At 32.7% G+C, this 16,483-nt stretch carries 19 protein-coding genes and 1 pseudogene; 1 reads left to right on the top strand and 19 read right to left on the bottom strand.

Annotated elements, in window-relative coordinates:
- Positions 1-4 precede the first annotated feature (4 nt).
- Genes IPP64_15855 through IPP64_15845 form a run of 3 tightly spaced genes read right to left on the bottom strand, consistent with a single transcriptional unit; the run spans position 5 to position 3,208 of the window.
- Positions 5-1,483: a hypothetical protein gene (locus tag IPP64_15855; protein MBL0330834.1), complete on the bottom strand. Its 1,479-nt coding sequence runs from the start codon at positions 1,481-1,483 to the stop codon at positions 5-7.
- Positions 1,480-2,403 carry a glycoside hydrolase family 16 protein gene (locus tag IPP64_15850; GenBank protein MBL0330833.1) on the bottom strand — a complete coding sequence of 308 codons (924 nt, stop codon included), beginning with the start codon at positions 2,401-2,403 and terminating at the stop codon, positions 1,480-1,482. The genes IPP64_15855 and IPP64_15850 overlap by 4 nt, the downstream gene beginning before the upstream one ends.
- Before the next feature lie 31 nt (positions 2,404-2,434).
- The gene (locus IPP64_15845) at positions 2,435-3,208 is read right to left on the bottom strand and encodes a sulfite exporter TauE/SafE family protein (protein MBL0330832.1); all 774 of its coding nucleotides are present in this window, start codon (positions 3,206-3,208) and stop codon (positions 2,435-2,437) included.
- Between the two features lie 171 nt (positions 3,209-3,379).
- Between IPP64_15845 and IPP64_15840 the strand changes: the two genes are divergently transcribed.
- Entirely contained in the window at positions 3,380-3,775 is a 396-nt protein-coding gene (locus IPP64_15840) for a hypothetical protein (GenBank protein MBL0330831.1), read from the top strand.
- Positions 3,776-4,175: 400 nt separating this feature from the next.
- On the opposite strand, the gene IPP64_15835 is transcribed toward IPP64_15840, so the two are convergent.
- The 16 genes and pseudogenes from IPP64_15835 to IPP64_15760 form a co-directional block, all read right to left on the bottom strand.
- A complete protein-coding gene (locus tag IPP64_15835) occupies positions 4,176-4,604 on the bottom strand; it encodes a hypothetical protein (protein ID MBL0330830.1) in 429 nt (142 codons plus the stop codon).
- A gap of 483 nt (positions 4,605-5,087) precedes the next feature.
- Entirely contained in the window at positions 5,088-5,879 is a 792-nt protein-coding gene (locus tag IPP64_15830; GenBank protein MBL0330829.1) for a cation transporter, read from the bottom strand.
- Between the two features lie 32 nt (positions 5,880-5,911).
- Positions 5,912-6,362 (bottom strand): annotated as a pseudogene (locus tag IPP64_15825) (DUF2141 domain-containing protein).
- 1 nt (position 6,363) lies between these two features.
- Positions 6,364-9,462, bottom strand: a complete 3,099-nt coding sequence (locus IPP64_15820; protein MBL0330828.1) for an efflux RND transporter permease subunit — start codon at positions 9,460-9,462, stop codon at positions 6,364-6,366.
- A gap of 10 nt (positions 9,463-9,472) precedes the next feature.
- A complete protein-coding gene (locus IPP64_15815) occupies positions 9,473-10,522 on the bottom strand; it encodes an efflux RND transporter periplasmic adaptor subunit (GenBank protein MBL0330827.1) in 1,050 nt (349 codons plus the stop codon).
- Between the two features lie 24 nt (positions 10,523-10,546).
- A complete protein-coding gene (locus IPP64_15810; GenBank protein MBL0330826.1) occupies positions 10,547-11,881 on the bottom strand; it encodes a TolC family protein in 1,335 nt (444 codons plus the stop codon).
- A 16-nt stretch (positions 11,882-11,897) separates the two neighbouring features.
- Positions 11,898-12,185, bottom strand: a complete 288-nt coding sequence (locus IPP64_15805) for a hypothetical protein (GenBank protein MBL0330825.1) — start codon at positions 12,183-12,185, stop codon at positions 11,898-11,900.
- A 10-nt stretch (positions 12,186-12,195) separates the two neighbouring features.
- Positions 12,196-12,681 (bottom strand): hypothetical protein, encoded by a 486-nt coding sequence (locus IPP64_15800; GenBank protein MBL0330824.1) that lies wholly within the window; start codon positions 12,679-12,681, stop codon positions 12,196-12,198.
- Between the two features lie 5 nt (positions 12,682-12,686).
- The gene (locus IPP64_15795; GenBank protein MBL0330823.1) at positions 12,687-13,073 is read right to left on the bottom strand and encodes a hypothetical protein; all 387 of its coding nucleotides are present in this window, start codon (positions 13,071-13,073) and stop codon (positions 12,687-12,689) included.
- Between the two features lie 10 nt (positions 13,074-13,083).
- The gene (locus tag IPP64_15790) at positions 13,084-13,683 is read right to left on the bottom strand and encodes a TetR/AcrR family transcriptional regulator (GenBank protein MBL0330822.1); all 600 of its coding nucleotides are present in this window, start codon (positions 13,681-13,683) and stop codon (positions 13,084-13,086) included.
- Positions 13,673-14,086, bottom strand: a complete 414-nt coding sequence (locus IPP64_15785; GenBank protein ID MBL0330821.1) for a hypothetical protein — start codon at positions 14,084-14,086, stop codon at positions 13,673-13,675. Before IPP64_15785 ends, IPP64_15790 begins: the two co-directional genes overlap by 11 nt.
- 106 nt (positions 14,087-14,192) lie before the next feature.
- Positions 14,193-14,663, bottom strand: coding sequence for a hemerythrin domain-containing protein (locus IPP64_15780; protein MBL0330820.1), 471 nt, complete (start codon positions 14,661-14,663; stop codon positions 14,193-14,195).
- An 11-nt stretch (positions 14,664-14,674) separates the two neighbouring features.
- The gene (locus tag IPP64_15775) at positions 14,675-15,013 is read right to left on the bottom strand and encodes a cupin domain-containing protein (protein ID MBL0330819.1); all 339 of its coding nucleotides are present in this window, start codon (positions 15,011-15,013) and stop codon (positions 14,675-14,677) included.
- Between the two features lie 2 nt (positions 15,014-15,015).
- Positions 15,016-15,336, bottom strand: coding sequence for a 2Fe-2S iron-sulfur cluster binding domain-containing protein (locus IPP64_15770; GenBank protein ID MBL0330818.1), 321 nt, complete (start codon positions 15,334-15,336; stop codon positions 15,016-15,018).
- 114 nt (positions 15,337-15,450) lie between these two features.
- Positions 15,451-16,182: an iron-sulfur cluster repair di-iron protein gene (gene ric / locus IPP64_15765; protein MBL0330817.1), complete on the bottom strand. Its 732-nt coding sequence runs from the start codon at positions 16,180-16,182 to the stop codon at positions 15,451-15,453.
- Between the two features lie 11 nt (positions 16,183-16,193).
- Positions 16,194-16,481, bottom strand: coding sequence for a cupin domain-containing protein (locus IPP64_15760; protein ID MBL0330816.1), 288 nt, complete (start codon positions 16,479-16,481; stop codon positions 16,194-16,196).
- Positions 16,482-16,483: the final 2 nt, after the last annotated feature.

Here is a 16,483-nt window from a genome sequence, read left to right as displayed (position 1 = left end):
GAGTTTATATTTTCTTTTTGTACAAAATGAGCGTTTGCTTTGAATCGTATCCCCCATAGAGATTTAATAGCCCATCCATCCATTCAGGAACACTTTGTGAGATATGCTGTAGGTTGTGTTGCTTAATAAAATTACAAACAACAGAATCTTTTACGTCTTCCTTTTTTAAAACTAAAAAGGTGCATTTGTTATTTAGCATTTCGGAAGCAGGGAAAGAGTTTAAATCAAAAGTTGTCAAGTTGTGTTGTAAATAAAACTTTGCGACTAATCCATCCCAAGGATCAAACGGATTGCTGCCGTTTTTTTCAATTAAACAAATCTGATTGCAGGAGGTGTTTTTGTTTATATCTTCTGTGATTTTTATAGCTCCGTTTCCTGCCGGCTTTGTGCTTGCAACAGTAAGTCCGATTAAATTAATCACTCCTAATGAAATAAGAAGAAAAGAAACAATTCTTTTAATAATTAAAGAGGAATATTCGGTTTGGTTTTTAATTTCTTGAAAGGCGACCATCAAAAAGACTGGAACGAGAAGAACAATTGGAAAAAGAAAGCGCAATTCTTTATGAGGAATGATGGAGTGCAGGATTATAAAAGGAATAACTGCCCAGATAAAAATACTTTTTGGTTGTTTGATGAGGAGGAGAATGAATGAAAGTAGGATGGCAATTCCAATCGGAAAAAACGAATAACGGAAAACATAATAGAAGTAATAATACCAAGGGGAGGTTCCGAAGTTGGATGCAACATCGTTTACAATGTTGGAATAAAAGTATTTCCAAGCAGTTAATACAAAATTGTTGTAGAACCAACAGTCAATAATCACTCCGATGACTACTGATGTAGAAAATCCGATGAATAGAAACAGACATTTGTTGATTGGTGTTTTTTTGATGAACTTCAACCAAGCAATAATTCCAAAAGTCAATGCAATAGTTTGAAATCGAAATATAAAACTGAGTCCAAGTAAAAGACCTATGATTATAAAATGACGAGAAGAATTTCTTTCCCTTAAAATCATTGAAATAGCTATAAGAATGAGTAATCCGGAATAAGTTTCAGAAGAGAATCGAACATTGATAACTGGTAGGAACCAAATAAAAAAGGAAAGAAAATAAAATGTGTTCCAATTTTTTGGATGGATATATTTTTTACAGGAGAAACTGAAAAATGAAATAGTAAAGACAGCAAATAGACAGGTTAGAATTCGAAGCAGAAGAGCCTGTATGTAAGGGTTAGTGATAGATATAAGATGGAGTGATTTTAGTATTACAAAACATAGAGCAGGTTGAATTGTTGATCTGATTTGCTCGTGATACTCCCAAGATAAATCACTTGGAATATTGGTCCCAAGTTTTAGTTTAGCGAATTCAATTATTTGATAATGTTCATCAGCATGGTAATAGCCATTACTAAAATAGGCGGTAATAAAGTACCAAGTTACGGCAAGAATAAAAATTGACTTTTCGAATTTAGTAGTTGTCATTCTACTTTTTTATAATATTTGATGTAGTCAATTTCAAAGGCGCTATTGAATACAGTTACATCCGGAGTATTTTTACCGGTTTGAATGGCTAAGTTGGCAATAATACTCATAGGATCTTTGGGGAATATTGGATTGATGTAGTAGGTTTTTCCGGCTTTTATATTTTTGCATTCTACATTTTTTCCTCTTTTTGTTTGGTAATATGTACTTAATCGTTTCAATTCTCCATCAACATACCATTCAATTTTTGTACTGTCCCATACAACAGAAAACGTATGAAAGTCGGCAGAGAAGTCCGGGCCTTCATAATTTTCTCCACTCATTTTTTTATTGTAATGAACGGTCATGTGGTGAATTTTAGATAGTTTCTTTTCATTGTATTTTCCGAAAAAATTGGTTGGATTCCAAAATTCAAACACATCAATTTCATTATTCACATCACCGGATTGTCCGTACATCCAGAATGCTGGCCAAAATCCTTTTTCTTTTGGAATTTTACATCGGATTTCAAATTTTCCGTATTTATAGGTTTCTCTGGTTTCAATCCATGAAGCGGTATGATAATATGTTCTTAAGTTTTGAACACCATCATCCAGTTTTAATGTATCCGGTTTCCAGTTAACAGCTTTTCTTTCGATGGTTTCGGTTTTAGCGATGATTTTACAAATTCCATTCGATAATGAAACATTATCTAATGTGCAATACACTTCAACACCTTCGTTGCTCATTGAACCTTGTGAATATTCTCTGTTTTTCCAGGTGTTTAAGTTCAATCGCATCCCATCAAAATTTTCTTCAAATTTCAATTCCCATTGATCTTCCTTGCAATTGCCATCTGGGGCAGCAATGATTTTTTCTTTTTGAGAGAATAGGGATTGAGCGAATAAAAAAGTAAGCGATAATAAAAGTGTAGATTTCATATTTTTAAAGTTTGTTTTTTTGCAAAATCGATTAAATAATTCCCATTCCCAAAAGAATCGAAAAAATAAATAGTAAAATGGCAACAAGAAGTTGTACGGTTTTTATTGTTACTTTTTTCAAGAGTTTATTTCCAATGAATGCACCGGCAAAAGCCGCCAATGTTGCACTTACTATCAGCGCATAGTTGAAAGGGTAGGGCGATGAGAAAATTTGTTTGGAATACATCGATAATCTTGAAATATCGATTAAACAAGCAATCACCACTCCGGAGGCAATAAATGCTTCTTTTGATAAGTTGGAGCGAATCAGGAATGCCGAACGCAATGCTCCTTGGTTGCCCGATAATCCTCCAAAAAATCCACTTAGCAATCCACCTAATGGCAAATACTTTTTATCAAATTCCAGGTTGGCCAAAGCCGGAATGATTTCAAAACAGGAAAAGAAAAGTAAAACAATCGCAATGATTAACTTGATGGGTAATACACTAAACGAATGTTCCATCAATGTATAAGCAAACACCGGTTGCATCCCGCTTAACAGTTGTAAAACATATGCTCCTATAAATGCAGCAAGGATAGATGGAATTCCGAAATTAATAATGGTGCTTTTGTCGGCATGCTTCCCAACCAATGCTAATTTGAACAGGTTGTTTAAAAAATGTACAATGGCAGTTAAAGCGATGGATAGTTCAATGGGGAAAAATAATCCAAATACGGGTAATAATAAGGTGCCCAGTCCGAACCCCGAAAACAATGTTAATCCCGAGCCAAGAAATGCAACTAAACAAATGATGATGTATTCCATAGGGTTGTAAATTTAATGAAAATAATTGCTTTTTTTACATGCTCTTAGTTTTGCTATAATTCTCCTTGTGTTAGTTTAATTGAAATTTTTAGAAATTGCTGTTAGAAATGTGTTAACTATTCGTTATGGGAATTATTTTTTTGTATTTTTAAATAAACTATATTTCAAAGGATGAGCCTTTTTCAGTATGAATTTAAATTAAACAGCACGGATTGTCTTATTAAATTAGATTTTAATATTAAAAAAATTTTAGTATTTGAAGATCCATGGGGAAGAGACTCGACTTCTATCCCTAGCCATATTGTTGAGTTTGGATGTGTTGATACCGATGGCATTTTTGTTAGTAAATATCAAAAGCATTTTGAAATAGATACGTATAAGGAAATTGTTTTTTTGTCAAATTACTATGCAAAAAAAGTTAATCATCCTGAGGGCGAAAGAGTGTTTTTTTTTCAGACAAGATCTAGCTATTCTATGGCAAAGGAAAAACCTAATCTCAAAATCGGGTTTGGATTTTTAGTCGTTTCAATAATTTCAATTCTGTTTTATCTTTTCCTTCATCTTTAACGTTTTGAATGCATTAAATCTAAGTAATCTTTTACTTTTTATTGGTATACTTTCATTCGTTCTTTTTGTCGTTTTGGGAGCGTTGTATTATTCAAGAGTGAAACGAAAGGGCTTTAATGTTCTCGGGACCGAAAGTGGGATTTATATTTATACAAACAACACTGATTATTTTCATCGATGGGCCGATTTTACTGGTAAGTACGAGATGGTCAAATTTGAAAATGCATTCTTTTTTGAATTAGTGAATCAGCGCAGCATATACAATAAGTATGGAAGTAATAAAATAAATAAATACTTAAATTTTGTAGGGGTTAACAACTATGAATTCTATTTTAAAATCATATGCCATCGGATTTTGTCTAAATGAAAAATTAAAGAACTAGATAGGTTAAGATTTCATTTATTTTGAAGGATAGTTGTTGCAATCATTAAATTTTTTATTTAAAGCAGAAACCCTTAAGTTCAATTTTTCAAAAATTGCTGTACTGTTTAGATACTTATTTAGTATTTCATCAGTTCTGTTTTGATGGACTGTTAATTTTTTAATGAAATCTCTGCATGCAGAACTTGTTCCTCCCTTCTTTTGGGCGCATTCACAATATTCTTTTATTGTTTTTTCTTCAGCAATGGTTGAATTGTAAAATGCAATAGAATCATCTTCTAAAAATACCAATGGGCTTGCATTTTCTTCTGGTTCAATTTTTTCCACACTTGAACTGTCTTTTTGTATATCATTTAAAATAGATTCTTTTGATTCATTCGAATTGTTTGTACAAGACATAAGAAAGCCTAATAGTGCAATTTTAAAGTATCGTTTCATTCTATTCATAGGTTTTTAGTATTAGTTAAATAGTTGAATTTTTCTATTACGAACTGTATAGAAAAATTAAAAGTCCCGTAAAAACGGGACTTTATTTGATTCATTGCGGGCTCAAATTTACCCTGTTCGAACCAAATAACCAACGAAAACCCTGAAGAATTGAAAGATGCTGAAATTCAGCGATTTTTAGCTGATTTACGGGCGATAAGTCACTTCTGCAAGGTGTTTAGGGTTGGTCAGAAATAGGGGCTATTATCGTATTTTACGGTAATTTTACTGTAAGATCCCCCCTTAGGGTCTCAGGTAAATGACTTTACAACGAATTTCTTAACGCTATTTAAGTGAAAGCTTGCTGTTGAAAGGAAGGTAAGGAGTTTTAATTTTAACCCTGAAAACTGATTCCGAACTTATTCCCGGTAAATTTATCAAGTTTTACTGATGATTTTCAAGTTCTAAGGGGGAGGGGAATTTCCTGCCTTAATTCAAAAAATATTATTTAGATAGTTTAAGAATTCTTATTGCTCCTTTTGCGACCAAAATAAAAACAATGGAGCCCACAATTAAATCGGGATATTTGGAATTTGTGAAATAAACAATTGCACCAGCTAAAATAACTCCAATATTTACGATTACATCATTACTCGTAAAAATTACACTTGCTTGCATGTGAACCTCTTTGCTTTTTGATTTCTGAAGAAGGTAAAGTGAAACCGCATTTCCTACTAAGGCGAAAAGCGAAATGATGATCATTAATTGAAATTCGGGAACTTCCTCAATCCCCAAAAACCTTCTAATAACCTCAATTATTCCAAACAGAGCTAATGCCATCTGAAAATATCCACTCATTTTAGCAATTTGCTTCTTTTTAGACGCTAAATGACCAACAGCATATAAGCTTAATCCATAGACCATAGCATCAGCAAGCATATCAAGGCTATCGGCAACTAATCCCATTGATTCTGAAATAAACCCTGCGATAATTTCCAAAATAAAAAGCGAAAGATTGATCAATAAAACTGTCCACAGTAATTTTTTTTCTTTTGAATGGTCTTCGCTAACATGGGTATAATTACTTTCTTCACTACCAATTAATGAAGCCCCAAGTTTAAGGTCGTTAACAGCATTAAAAATAGACGTTATATCACCTTCATGGTACACATATAAATTTCTATTAGGGATGTCAAAATCAAGTTTCATAAAATGCAGACCTTGCAATTTTAGTCGGATCATGTTTTCCTCTGAAGGGCAATCCATTTTAGAAATATAAATAGTTGATTTTTTCACAATGCTAAAATACTGTAATAGATTCTCGATAGCTACATGTAGATGACTTTTACTGAGATTTTCTTATCACAATTCAACTCAAAGCTTGCTTTTGAAAAGTTGGGGCGGTTTGTTAATCCAATTGATTCATAATTCGAAAACCCAATTCCCTTCTATTGGTAAAATAAACCCTTTGTCTATCTCACCATTCTCATTTTCATCGTGAAGAATATTTACAGCATACTTACCTACCGGAAGATTACTAAAGGTTACTTTAGATGATCCATTTTGTATTTTTTCTTTCAATATCTTACAACACTTTTTGTAATCTTCATCAGGAATCGTTCCGTCCTTATTATATAATGCAAACTGGACAATACCTTTCGAGTTTTGTAGACCATTTACTTCCACGGTTAAAGAATAGTTTTCTCCCTTTTGGTTATTAAATGAAGATAAGGTCAATAATGATATGCTGACTAGTGCGAATAAGAGTAATTGTTTCATTTTAATTCGTTTTTCTATTTGTAATTTTTTCTTTTAAACGATCTACTAAATAATAAACCATTGGCACTAAATAAACAGTTAATATCAAGGATGAAAACAGCCCACCAATAATTACCCATGCCAAACCGTTCTTCCATTCACTTGCTGTTCCTTTGCCAAGGGCAATTGGCAACATTCCTATAATCATTGCAATGGTTGTCATTAAGATTGGACGCATACGACCTTTTCCCGCAATTATTAATGCTTCTTTGAAATGTTTTCCCTCCGCCTTCAATTGATTTGTAAAGTCTACAATTAAAATAGCGTTTTTTACTACTAATCCCATGAGCATAATCAATCCGAGCAAAGCAAATAAACTAAGATTGTTTAATGATAAATTCAATGCTAAAAACGCACCAATAGCAGCTACAGGAATTGAAAACAATACCACAAATGGGTAAACGAAACTATCATATAAAGCAACCATGATTAAATAAATCAATAGGAACGAGATTAATAGAACCGAACCCAATGCACCAAAACTATCATTTTGTCTTTTGATATCACTACCCCAAGTCATTTGAATTCCATCGGGTAATGGGTTATTTTTAAGGTAAGCAACTACATCATCAGCAACTGTTCCCGAAGGTCTACCAAGTGCGTCAGACGTAAGCGTTACCGCTGGCTGACGATCTTTTCTTTCCAATAAGGATGGTGAATTATCTCGTTCTACCGTTGCAAACTGCGATACTTCTACTGGTAACCCCATTGGATTAACAATTGAGAGGCGTTGTACATCTTCATAGCTTTGTCTACTGTAACCGTCAAACCAAATTCTTACAGGATATTCTGTTCCGTTTTCTGTTAATGTTGCATCGTCATTGCCAGTAAAAGCTGTTCTTAAATTCATGCCAACATAAGCTGTCGTTAATCCTAATCGTTGCATTTTATCTTTGTCAGGAATTATTTTGTATTCGGGACTTCCTTGTTCTACTGATAAACGTACATTATCTGAACCCGGTATTTTTTCAATCACCGATTTTAAATCATTACCTGTTTTCATTACTAAATCTAAATTACTGCCGCTTAAAGTAATTTCAATTGGAGCTGAACGTGGTATCAATCCTAATGCAGCCATTGAATAATTTATTCCGGGGAATTTCATTTTTAATTCTTCCCTCAATTTTTTCATAAACTCTTCAGTAGGTTGCTTATTGCGTTCTTTTGCGGATTTTAACTGAATAGTAAATTCAGTTTTATTAGCTGATCCTACACCTAAACTTCCAATGCCTGTACTCGGACCACCTATGTTACTAAACACAGTAGAGACATCTGCTTGCTTGATAATATAGGTTTCTATTTTCTGAGCGATTAAATTGTTTTGTTGAATGGAAGTTGATTTGTCAAACTCTAAAGCCATACGAAATTTACCCTGATCTCCGGTAGAGATAAGCTCTTTACCAATGATACCTTGTTTCATTATTCCCAAAGTAACCGCAAAAAGTAAAACAACTATTCCTGTAAAAATTAATTTGTGGCTGAGTACCCATTCTAATTGTTTGCCATACCAATTGGTGAATTTTTCTAATTGATGTTCAAATCCAAGCAAAAAACGATTGAAGAAGTTGGTTGGTTGTAAATCTTCTTTCTTACCTATTCTTGATGCCAACCAAGGTGTAAGCGTAAAGCCAACTAACAAACTCGTTAAGGTTGAAGTTACTACAACTACTGAAAATTGTTTGAGCATATCTGCCACAAATACTTGTAAAAACAATATCGGTAAAAACACAACCACGTCAACCAATGTGATCGACAATGCAGAAAATCCAATTTCCATACGCCCATCCATTGAGGCAGTACGTTTTTCTTTTCCCATATCTAAATGCCTTTGAATGTTTTCCAACACCACTGTAGCATCATCAACCAAGATTCCAATAATTAAAGACATGGCGAGCAAGGTCATTAAATTTAGAGTGTATCCTAAAAGCCACATAACTGCAAAAGCTGTAACCAAAGAGGTAGGTATTGCAATGATTACAATTAAAGAGTTTCTGAAACTTCTTAAAAATAATAGCATTACTAAAGAAACTAAAACAACTGCTAATCCCAAATCAAATACAACAGAATTAACAGCTGCAATTGTATTGTCGGTGCTATCATCTGCAATGATGAATTTTACAGAGGAATTACTATTTTGTGCTTCGATACTTTTAAATTTTGCACGAACCATTTTTGAAACATCAACAGCATTTGCATCGCCTTGTTTTTTTAATAGAATTCCAATGCCATCTTTTCCATTGTATCTACTGATAGATGTCGTTTCTTTTATTCCATCAACTACCTGAGCAACATCTTTTACATAGACTGGGCTGCCGAGCATTGGCATAGCCACCTGAACATTTTTTACATCATCAATTGTTGCAAATTTTCCGGTTAAACGAACGGAGTTATTCTCCTGATCCGTTTGTACTTTTCCGGCAGGTAAGTCTAAGCCTGAACGATTAATAGCCTCAACAACCTGATACAATGAAATTTTATATAATTTCAGTTTATCCCGGTTTGCTTTTACTTGTATCTCTCTTTCTTCACCACCTAAAATCGTAAGCTCTGCAACCCCTTTTATTTGTTGAATTTGTGGAAGATACTCGTCTTTCATTTTTTGATAAAACTCTGTTGCAGGCAAGTTACTTGTTGCACTAATTGACATGATAGGTAAATCATTAGGAGAAACCTTACTCATTACCGGACTTAAAATATCCTGCGGTAAATCTTTGCGAATATTGTCAATGTAGCGTTGAGCATCCTGCATGGTTTTATCCAAATCAGTTCCGTATTTCAGGTTGGCAATAATGATAGATGCGTTTGGTAAAGATTTAGTTACCAAATAATCCACTCCTTCTAAATTAGATAAAGCATCCTCTATTTTTCGTGACACCGAAGTTTCTACTTCGTTGGGCTCTGCTCCGGGATACACCGTTTTAATAACCACAACAGGTTGATTAAAATCAGGCATCAATTCATAACTCAAATTTTTATATCCTATAACTCCCAATAAGGTAAGTACGCTGAAAAGAACAATTATCAGCGATGGACGTTTTATTGATATTTCTGTAATATTCATAATTCAAATTTTATTTAACAGTTACATTCGCATTGTCAAATAGATTAATAAATCCATTTGTTACAATCACATCACCTTCTTCTAATCCCTTTGCCACAACAGTTTTATTTTTTATTTTTTGCGCAATACTTATGCTATTTAGAACAGCCTTTCCGTTCTTAACTTTATAAACTTGAGGTTGACTTGACGATCCAACAATAGCAGAAGCCGGTATAATGATTCCTGTTTTTTGATTTTCACTTTTCAAATTTACTTTACCAAACATTCCCGATTTGATTTTTAAATCGGAGGTGTTACTTACAATAAACTGAACAGGAAAACTACTGCCCATATTGGCTTTACTACCTATCATTGTTGCTTTACCCGACAATAGCACATCCGAATAAGCATCTGCATTAATCGAGAAGGTTTGATTTAATTGAAATGAACTCAAATCATTTTCAGAAACATTAACGGTAAATTTTAAAACTGAAATATCTGTAATTTGAAGCAATGGCACACCCGGTGCGGCAAATGCTCCCTCTTCAGTAAGTTTAGCAGTAACCACTCCATTAAACGGTGCTTTGATGGTTGTTTTATTAATTTGTTCAAGTAAAGTTGCTCTTTGAACTTTTGCAGATTTTAAACCTAACTCTGCTTTTTCTAATTGAACCCCTTGTACAGCATCTGCATTCGCTAAAACAGTAAATCGTTTTACATCAGCTTCTAATCCTTCAACTTGAACCTCCGCTGATTGTAATTGCAATTTCAATAGTGAATTATCTAACTGAATTAATGATTGCCCCTTTGTTACAAAAGTTCCAACATCAACTAAAACATCATTTATCTTGCCTTGTATTTCAGCGCTAAGCTTAGTTTCTTTATTAGGTTCAAATGTTCCTGAATAAGCAAATTCAGCTCCTATTAATTCCGATTTGATTGTATCTACCTGAACATGGATAGCTTGCTCTTTATCATATTGATAAACTTTATCTTTTACGATTTCTTTATTACTTTTTAATTTTATGACTACAATTGCAATTAATGCCAATGGTATGATGATGTATAAAACCTTTTTCATTATCTGTTATTTTTAATTATTAATTTATTTCGTTTTTAAAATATTTCCTGATACTTTTTTTAGTTCTAAGTCTGCCTTCATCACATCTACCAATGCCGACAAATAATTTTGTTGTGCTTCCTTTTGGGTATTATCTGAAAGTAAAACATCTGTTAATGATGCAACACCCTCCTTTTGCTGAATAAGTGTTTTAGAATAAATTGTTTCTGCTAATGTCAATTGTGATTTTGCATTTAATAGATTAGAATTTGCAACTTCATATTGCATTTGTGCATTTTCTATCTGAACGTTTTGTTTATCATTTAATAATTCTAATCGAGTTGTATTTTGCTTTATCTCTTCTCTCTTTTGAAAAACCTTGTGTTCTAAAGTAGTACCGGAGAATATCATCCAAGACATTTTTACCCCGGCAAATCCAATCGGGTACGTTTTAAAGAAATCATTTGTACCACTGTAGTTTCCAAATCCGGTAGTTCCATAAGTACCATAAAGTGAAAAAGAAGGTAAATGTGAAAGTTTTAATGTTTTTAATTCAGATTTTAAGAGCTGTTCTTTCGTATTAAACAATAATATATCAGAGGTTGGTTTGCTTGTATATTTTACTACTTCTGACGATGTGCTAAATGTTTCTTCAATTGTAATTGGTCGGGTTGGTGTTATGCCCAATTGAAGTTTTAACAAATTAAGAATTTGTTGATACTGTGCATTCGCCTTACTTAATTGTGTGTTTAGCTGACTTTGCTGAAGTTTAATTTTATCTACATCTGTACCCTTTGCCATTTGTTGTGAGTAAAGCAATTGAATATTGCTAAGTAGTTTTTCGCTATTACTTAATCCGTTTTTGATAAACACAATCTGATTTGATACTAACTGTGCATTGTAATACAAATTAGAAACATCAAATACCACTTGCTCCTCGGTTTGTTGAAACTGTATTTGATTTAATTCTTTTGCTCTTTTTGAAATCGTAATTGCTCCAATAGCTTGAGGGTTGTATAAAGGCACATCAAGAGTTAGGTTTGCATTTAAATTATGAGGAACACCAAATTGAGCCTCTTTGTAAACGCCTGCCGGTCCACCAAAAACGGATGCAGGAAGTAACTGATACGGAAGATCGGTGTAGTACCGATAGTCAACATTGCCATACAATTTTGGTACTAAACCACCTTTTGCTTCCTTGTTTCTCTCATTGGCAATCTCAATATCGCCTTGTGCTATTTTCAACGTTTTATTATGCACTAATGCTGTATCAATACATTGCTTTAGTGACCAATTTTGAGCCTCAGAATTGGTTGTGAAAATTAAAATGGTGAGAACCATTAATAATTTCAATTTTAATAAGTGAGTGTTTACTAACATAATTAGGCAAATTTTTTTATTTGATTAATAGTAATTGAGTGTCTTCTATTCCTTCTACCCAATGTTTTACGTTTGGCTCAATGTTAACCATGTCGCCACTTAAAAGGTTTTCTGTTACCCCTTTTTCATTTTTAAAAACTACATTGCCATTAATACAAATAAGTAATGCAGGAACAGTTGTTATATGTTCTTTTAATGTGCCGTTTGCTTTGATTTGTAAAGCAGTTACATTTCCTTCAGTTGTAGAAAATAATTTCTTTGCGCTGACAGGCTTTTCTTCGGTATGGATTGATTTTATGTTCATGATTTCTTTTTTATTCAAAGTATATGTTAAATAATTTATAAGAAGCTTTTATTTCCTCAAAGGTTTGCAATGCCTCATCGTTATTTTTTGATTTATTCAATTTGTCTACCATATCAATATAAGGCAACAACCATTTATGTAATTCATCATGGGCTTTTCCTTCCATAGTGCAATTTGAAGTTAAGAGATCAATGTTTTTTTGCAAACTTGCACCAAGTTGTGTGAAGTCCTTTAGTTCTGTATGTTTAGCTTCAACAAAACGATTAATGTCTGATTCCATGTTCCTAATATGCGCCATCATTTCAGGAACAACCGTCCATTTAGCTCCGTTGTTTAATTCAATGGAGTCGCTCTCTGTATGTTGGTGTTCGCTTTCCTTGGATGATGGTATAGATTTAATATTCGAAATCTCACTATTTTCATCCTTTACAGGATTATTGCAGCCATAGGTAATACCCATAAGAACCACAATTAATATTGCCAAATATTTTTTCATTTATGCTAATCTTTTTTTGTTATAAAGAACCACGATATGCCTGCAAATGCGCCTGTAATAGCAATACGAGAAAGCATGGCTTTAATCGTTTTTTGCTCGTAAATTCCACCTGTATTTGCGTGAATTAACAAACCAACAAAACTCACAATAAGGATTGTTGTTGTGATTAAAAGTAATTTTGTAGCCCACGCTTTTTCTGTAAATAATCCATATGCAGCAAACAGATATAGGAAACCTGCAATAAAATTGGAGACTACAACAAACAATACATAATTACCCTCCTTCGCTCTTATTCCGAACAAATCAAATATTACAGACGTACTCATAAATAGAGTAATTAATGCAAATAATGTAATGATAACTGCTGCTGCTTTTAAAATAATTGGTTTCATTAGTTGTTTGTTAATGATTAGTTTCTACCATTTTTAATATGCCATTTAATACTTTATTTCCATCTTTTATCAAATCTGATTTATGACCTGATAGTTTCCATTTAAGAACTGTAATTCGCATCCCACCCATTATAATTGTTGTTGTTGTTGAAACGCCCACTATTTTACTAAAAGATCCATTTGCCTGACCTTTTTTCACAATGGTTTCTATATGATTCTGCATCAATTCCATCATGGATGAAACCGTAGATGACAATTCTTTATTAAATTGAAAAATACTTTCGGAAAAAATAACACTAACTACCGAAGGCTTTTGTACAAATGTTTTTAATTGCGAATCAAACAGAGCTTTCAAAAGTTCTGATGGACTGCGATCTTTATTAGAAAGTATTACATCAAGCCTCCCTTTCATTTCCTCAATAAAGTATGTTAACAAGCCAAGTAATATTTCGTTTTTACTTTTAAAATGGCGATATAATGCTGCTTCTGATAAATTTAAATCAGCAGCAAGTGTTTTAATCGTTAAATCCTGAATGCCATGCTCATCAATTCTTTTGGTAGCGGCTTCAATGATTTCTATTTGTCTTTCAGAGAATTTATTATTTTTCATTTTCAAGTTTCATTTTATAAAAAGATATTCCTAACCAAATTACTGACACCGTCATACTAATTGCGCCAATAAGCACAAATACAGGAGGCGCACCTAAATACACTTCTAACAGAATCCCTATTGGCATTAACAGACCAATTAAACCAAGCCAAGAAATTACCGTTGTGTTTTTAAGTTGATTTTTAAAATGTAATAGTAAGTAACCTATCAAAATATTTAAGAAGGCGAAAAGATTACCGTGTACATGGGCTAATCTTGTTTCAAAGTGTTTACCTATTGAGTAAGAGTTAATCCACTCGTCCTTACCGGGAGCAAAGTCTCTTAAATAGATTAGTAAAAAGCCATATGCCATAAACAATCCCATTACAAGAAAACCGATAGCTATGTTATTTTTTCCTTTCATAATTTTAATGTAAGTTAGTATTCACTTACAAAAGTATTAAACATTTCTTTCCCCCACAATTATTTTAACAACTATTTTGAATGATTTAAATCACATTAACACCTAGTTAACGAATTATTTTCCAAAATTCATCTCCCCAATCTTCATAAGTACTGTCTTCAGAATGAATTTCCATAATGAGCTGTAGTTCTTTTTCATTTGCGATTGTTTCTATTGCAGGAAACAATACTCTTTCTTCGAAACGAATATGTTTCTCAAGTTCCTCTTCAAGCAGACTTAGAGATTTTTCAATATCCGTTGTGTCTTCAAAGAGCCGTTTTAATCTTCGATGGTCTGTTAGTGCCTTTTTGACCAACTCATGTTCATTGCCCAATAGTGGAAAAACGAACTCTTCTTCTATATTAAAATGGGTTAACAAACTATTCTTGAAAAACCAATCTGAATATTTTTTTATCCTATCGATATCAATACCTTTCTTTAGCCCTGTTCTTATTTTCCAACATAGCAGTAAGCCATGATGATGTTCACGACTTAAGGGTTGTAAAGCAATGCTTCTTTTAATTGGTACTGTTTTCATTATCACTAGTTTTAATTATTAATAGAGCCTATTAAAACAAGGCATTCAACGACTGTATTGCTTTTTATTGAATGTTTAACATTGCACGGAAAAATAAAAAAATCACCTGACTTGTCAATAAAATACTCATTATCAATAGAAAATTCAGGGTTTCCTGAAACTACATAGGCATATTCTGTTTTATCTGGATGTAAATGTTCAGGATAAACTGACATAGGATCAATTTTAATTAACTTAACTCCGCCATTTGATAACTGAATGAATTCCTTTCCTAAAAACCCCTTTACGTGACCTGTTTTCCAATCTAAATCAGTTACATCAACTTTGTAATTTTTAAGTTTATTTTTCATGATTATAATTCTATTTCTATTAATTCTAAATTTTGGTCAATTATTATCTGGCAAGAAAGCCTATCATTTAAATTATTAAAATTGTGTTTTTTAAGAGTAGCTAATTCATTTCCTTCAAAATCGTTTACTTTATGGAATTTAGAATTTATTTTAATCAGACAAGTACAACAACGTCCCATGCCTTTACATTCGCCAAAATTCTCTAGATACAATTTATCCGATAAAAGCTCCATCAGGCTTCTATACTCATTAGTGTAAGTTAAAAATTGGATTTTTTGACCCCCTTTAATTAAAATTATTTTTATATCTTTTATTTGACTCACGGGGGCAATTAAAAACAATGAATTATTTGATTTTAGACATTAGCATTAAAATATAAAATAGGGAAACATCTATTTTAAGACATTTCCCTATTGAAATTTTTGCTTAAATATATTTTAGTATTCTTTTTTAACTTCCTTTTCCATCTCGATTGATTTTGGAAACAAGATGTTGTTTTCTAAATGAATGTGAAGATGTAAATCAGTTTCAAATTCTTTAAGCAAAGCAAATGTTACTTTATATGTATTGCAAGCATCAAGTGGCGGTGTATAATTATCAGTTAATTTTTCGATTCTTCTAAATATTTCGCCTTCGGTATCATGCTCGTGCATCATTGTTTTTATGGGACTTTGAACTGTTCCAAAAGGAGGCTGAGGAGAGGGCTGATTTTCTTGTTTTGCAATTGCCATTTTTCTTACAAACGGAAATAAAATCAACTCTTCTTTTTTCATGTGAGCAGCGAGTTCGCTCGCAGATTGATTAAACAAATCTTTTATTTCAAATAATTCTGGATGGTTCTTACCATGCACTGTACATATTTTATCAAGGTATTGTTTTAAGACAGGTGTTTTATCTTCAACGTACCTGTGATGCTTTTTCTCAATATAATCAGCTAATAAATCCAATGGCCAAAACTTGTAATCTGTTGCTGGATTATCTTCACTTATCTTTACTTTTTCGAGATCATTGTACAATAAGCTTTTACTAATACTTTTGCTTTCACAAACTTCATCTATCGTTTGATTGCCCTTACAACAAAAATCGATTCCGAATGATTGGAACACTCCTGCGGTGCGGTAATCGTCTGCTACCATTTCACCAATTGTTTTTTCTTTAGTGGTATTCATGTTATTAATTTTTAGTTTATAAATTCTATTTCTGATTCAACTGGCATCATTACAATTGCTTTAAGACTAGTCATTACTAATAATGAATGTGGAACGGTAGCTGGAATTATCATTGAATCACCCTTTTTTAATAAACGCTCTTTGGAGGCTATTTCAATGATTGCATTACCTTCTTCAATAACAATAACTGCTTCTTTGGTACTGATATGTTTAGGCATCTGCATATCTTTTTCACCTGTTACTTGTAATATTTTAAATACGACCCCTTTTTTGAGTAATGTTACTTCTGGTTTATTCATTT

The organism is Bacteroidota bacterium (assembly GCA_016722565.1).
Lineage (GTDB): Bacteria > Bacteroidota > Bacteroidia > 2-12-FULL-35-15 > 2-12-FULL-35-15 > 2-12-FULL-35-15.
Note: the sequence above shows the minus strand (reverse complement) of the source record. Positions and strands in the feature narration are given on the sequence as shown.

What these genes read in the sequence shown, in the direction of transcription:
- IPP64_15855 (MBL0330834.1), bottom strand. Translation starts at nt 1,483, where the DNA reads ATGACAACTACTAAATTCGAAAAGTCAATTTTTATTCTTGCCGTAACT.
- IPP64_15850 (MBL0330833.1), bottom strand. Translation starts at nt 2,403, where the DNA reads ATGAAATCTACACTTTTATTATCGCTTACTTTTTTATTCGCTCAATCC.
- IPP64_15845 (MBL0330832.1), bottom strand. Translation starts at nt 3,208, where the DNA reads ATGGAATACATCATCATTTGTTTAGTTGCATTTCTTGGCTCGGGATTA.
- IPP64_15840 (MBL0330831.1), top strand. Translation starts at nt 3,380, where the DNA reads ATGAGCCTTTTTCAGTATGAATTTAAATTAAACAGCACGGATTGTCTT.
- IPP64_15835 (MBL0330830.1), bottom strand. Translation starts at nt 4,604, where the DNA reads ATGAATAGAATGAAACGATACTTTAAAATTGCACTATTAGGCTTTCTT.
- IPP64_15820 (MBL0330828.1), bottom strand. Translation starts at nt 9,462, where the DNA reads ATGAATATTACAGAAATATCAATAAAACGTCCATCGCTGATAATTGTT.
- IPP64_15815 (MBL0330827.1), bottom strand. Translation starts at nt 10,522, where the DNA reads ATGAAAAAGGTTTTATACATCATCATACCATTGGCATTAATTGCAATT.
- IPP64_15810 (MBL0330826.1), bottom strand. Translation starts at nt 11,881, where the DNA reads ATGTTAGTAAACACTCACTTATTAAAATTGAAATTATTAATGGTTCTC.
- IPP64_15805 (MBL0330825.1), bottom strand. Translation starts at nt 12,185, where the DNA reads ATGAACATAAAATCAATCCATACCGAAGAAAAGCCTGTCAGCGCAAAG.
- IPP64_15800 (MBL0330824.1), bottom strand. Translation starts at nt 12,681, where the DNA reads ATGAAAAAATATTTGGCAATATTAATTGTGGTTCTTATGGGTATTACC.
- IPP64_15795 (MBL0330823.1), bottom strand. Translation starts at nt 13,073, where the DNA reads ATGAAACCAATTATTTTAAAAGCAGCAGCAGTTATCATTACATTATTT.
- IPP64_15790 (MBL0330822.1), bottom strand. Translation starts at nt 13,683, where the DNA reads ATGAAAAATAATAAATTCTCTGAAAGACAAATAGAAATCATTGAAGCC.
- IPP64_15785 (MBL0330821.1), bottom strand. Translation starts at nt 14,086, where the DNA reads ATGAAAGGAAAAAATAACATAGCTATCGGTTTTCTTGTAATGGGATTG.
- IPP64_15780 (MBL0330820.1), bottom strand. Translation starts at nt 14,663, where the DNA reads ATGAAAACAGTACCAATTAAAAGAAGCATTGCTTTACAACCCTTAAGT.
- IPP64_15775 (MBL0330819.1), bottom strand. Translation starts at nt 15,013, where the DNA reads ATGAAAAATAAACTTAAAAATTACAAAGTTGATGTAACTGATTTAGAT.
- ric (MBL0330817.1), bottom strand. Translation starts at nt 16,182, where the DNA reads ATGAATACCACTAAAGAAAAAACAATTGGTGAAATGGTAGCAGACGAT.
- IPP64_15760 (MBL0330816.1), bottom strand. Translation starts at nt 16,481, where the DNA reads ATGAATAAACCAGAAGTAACATTACTCAAAAAAGGGGTCGTATTTAAA.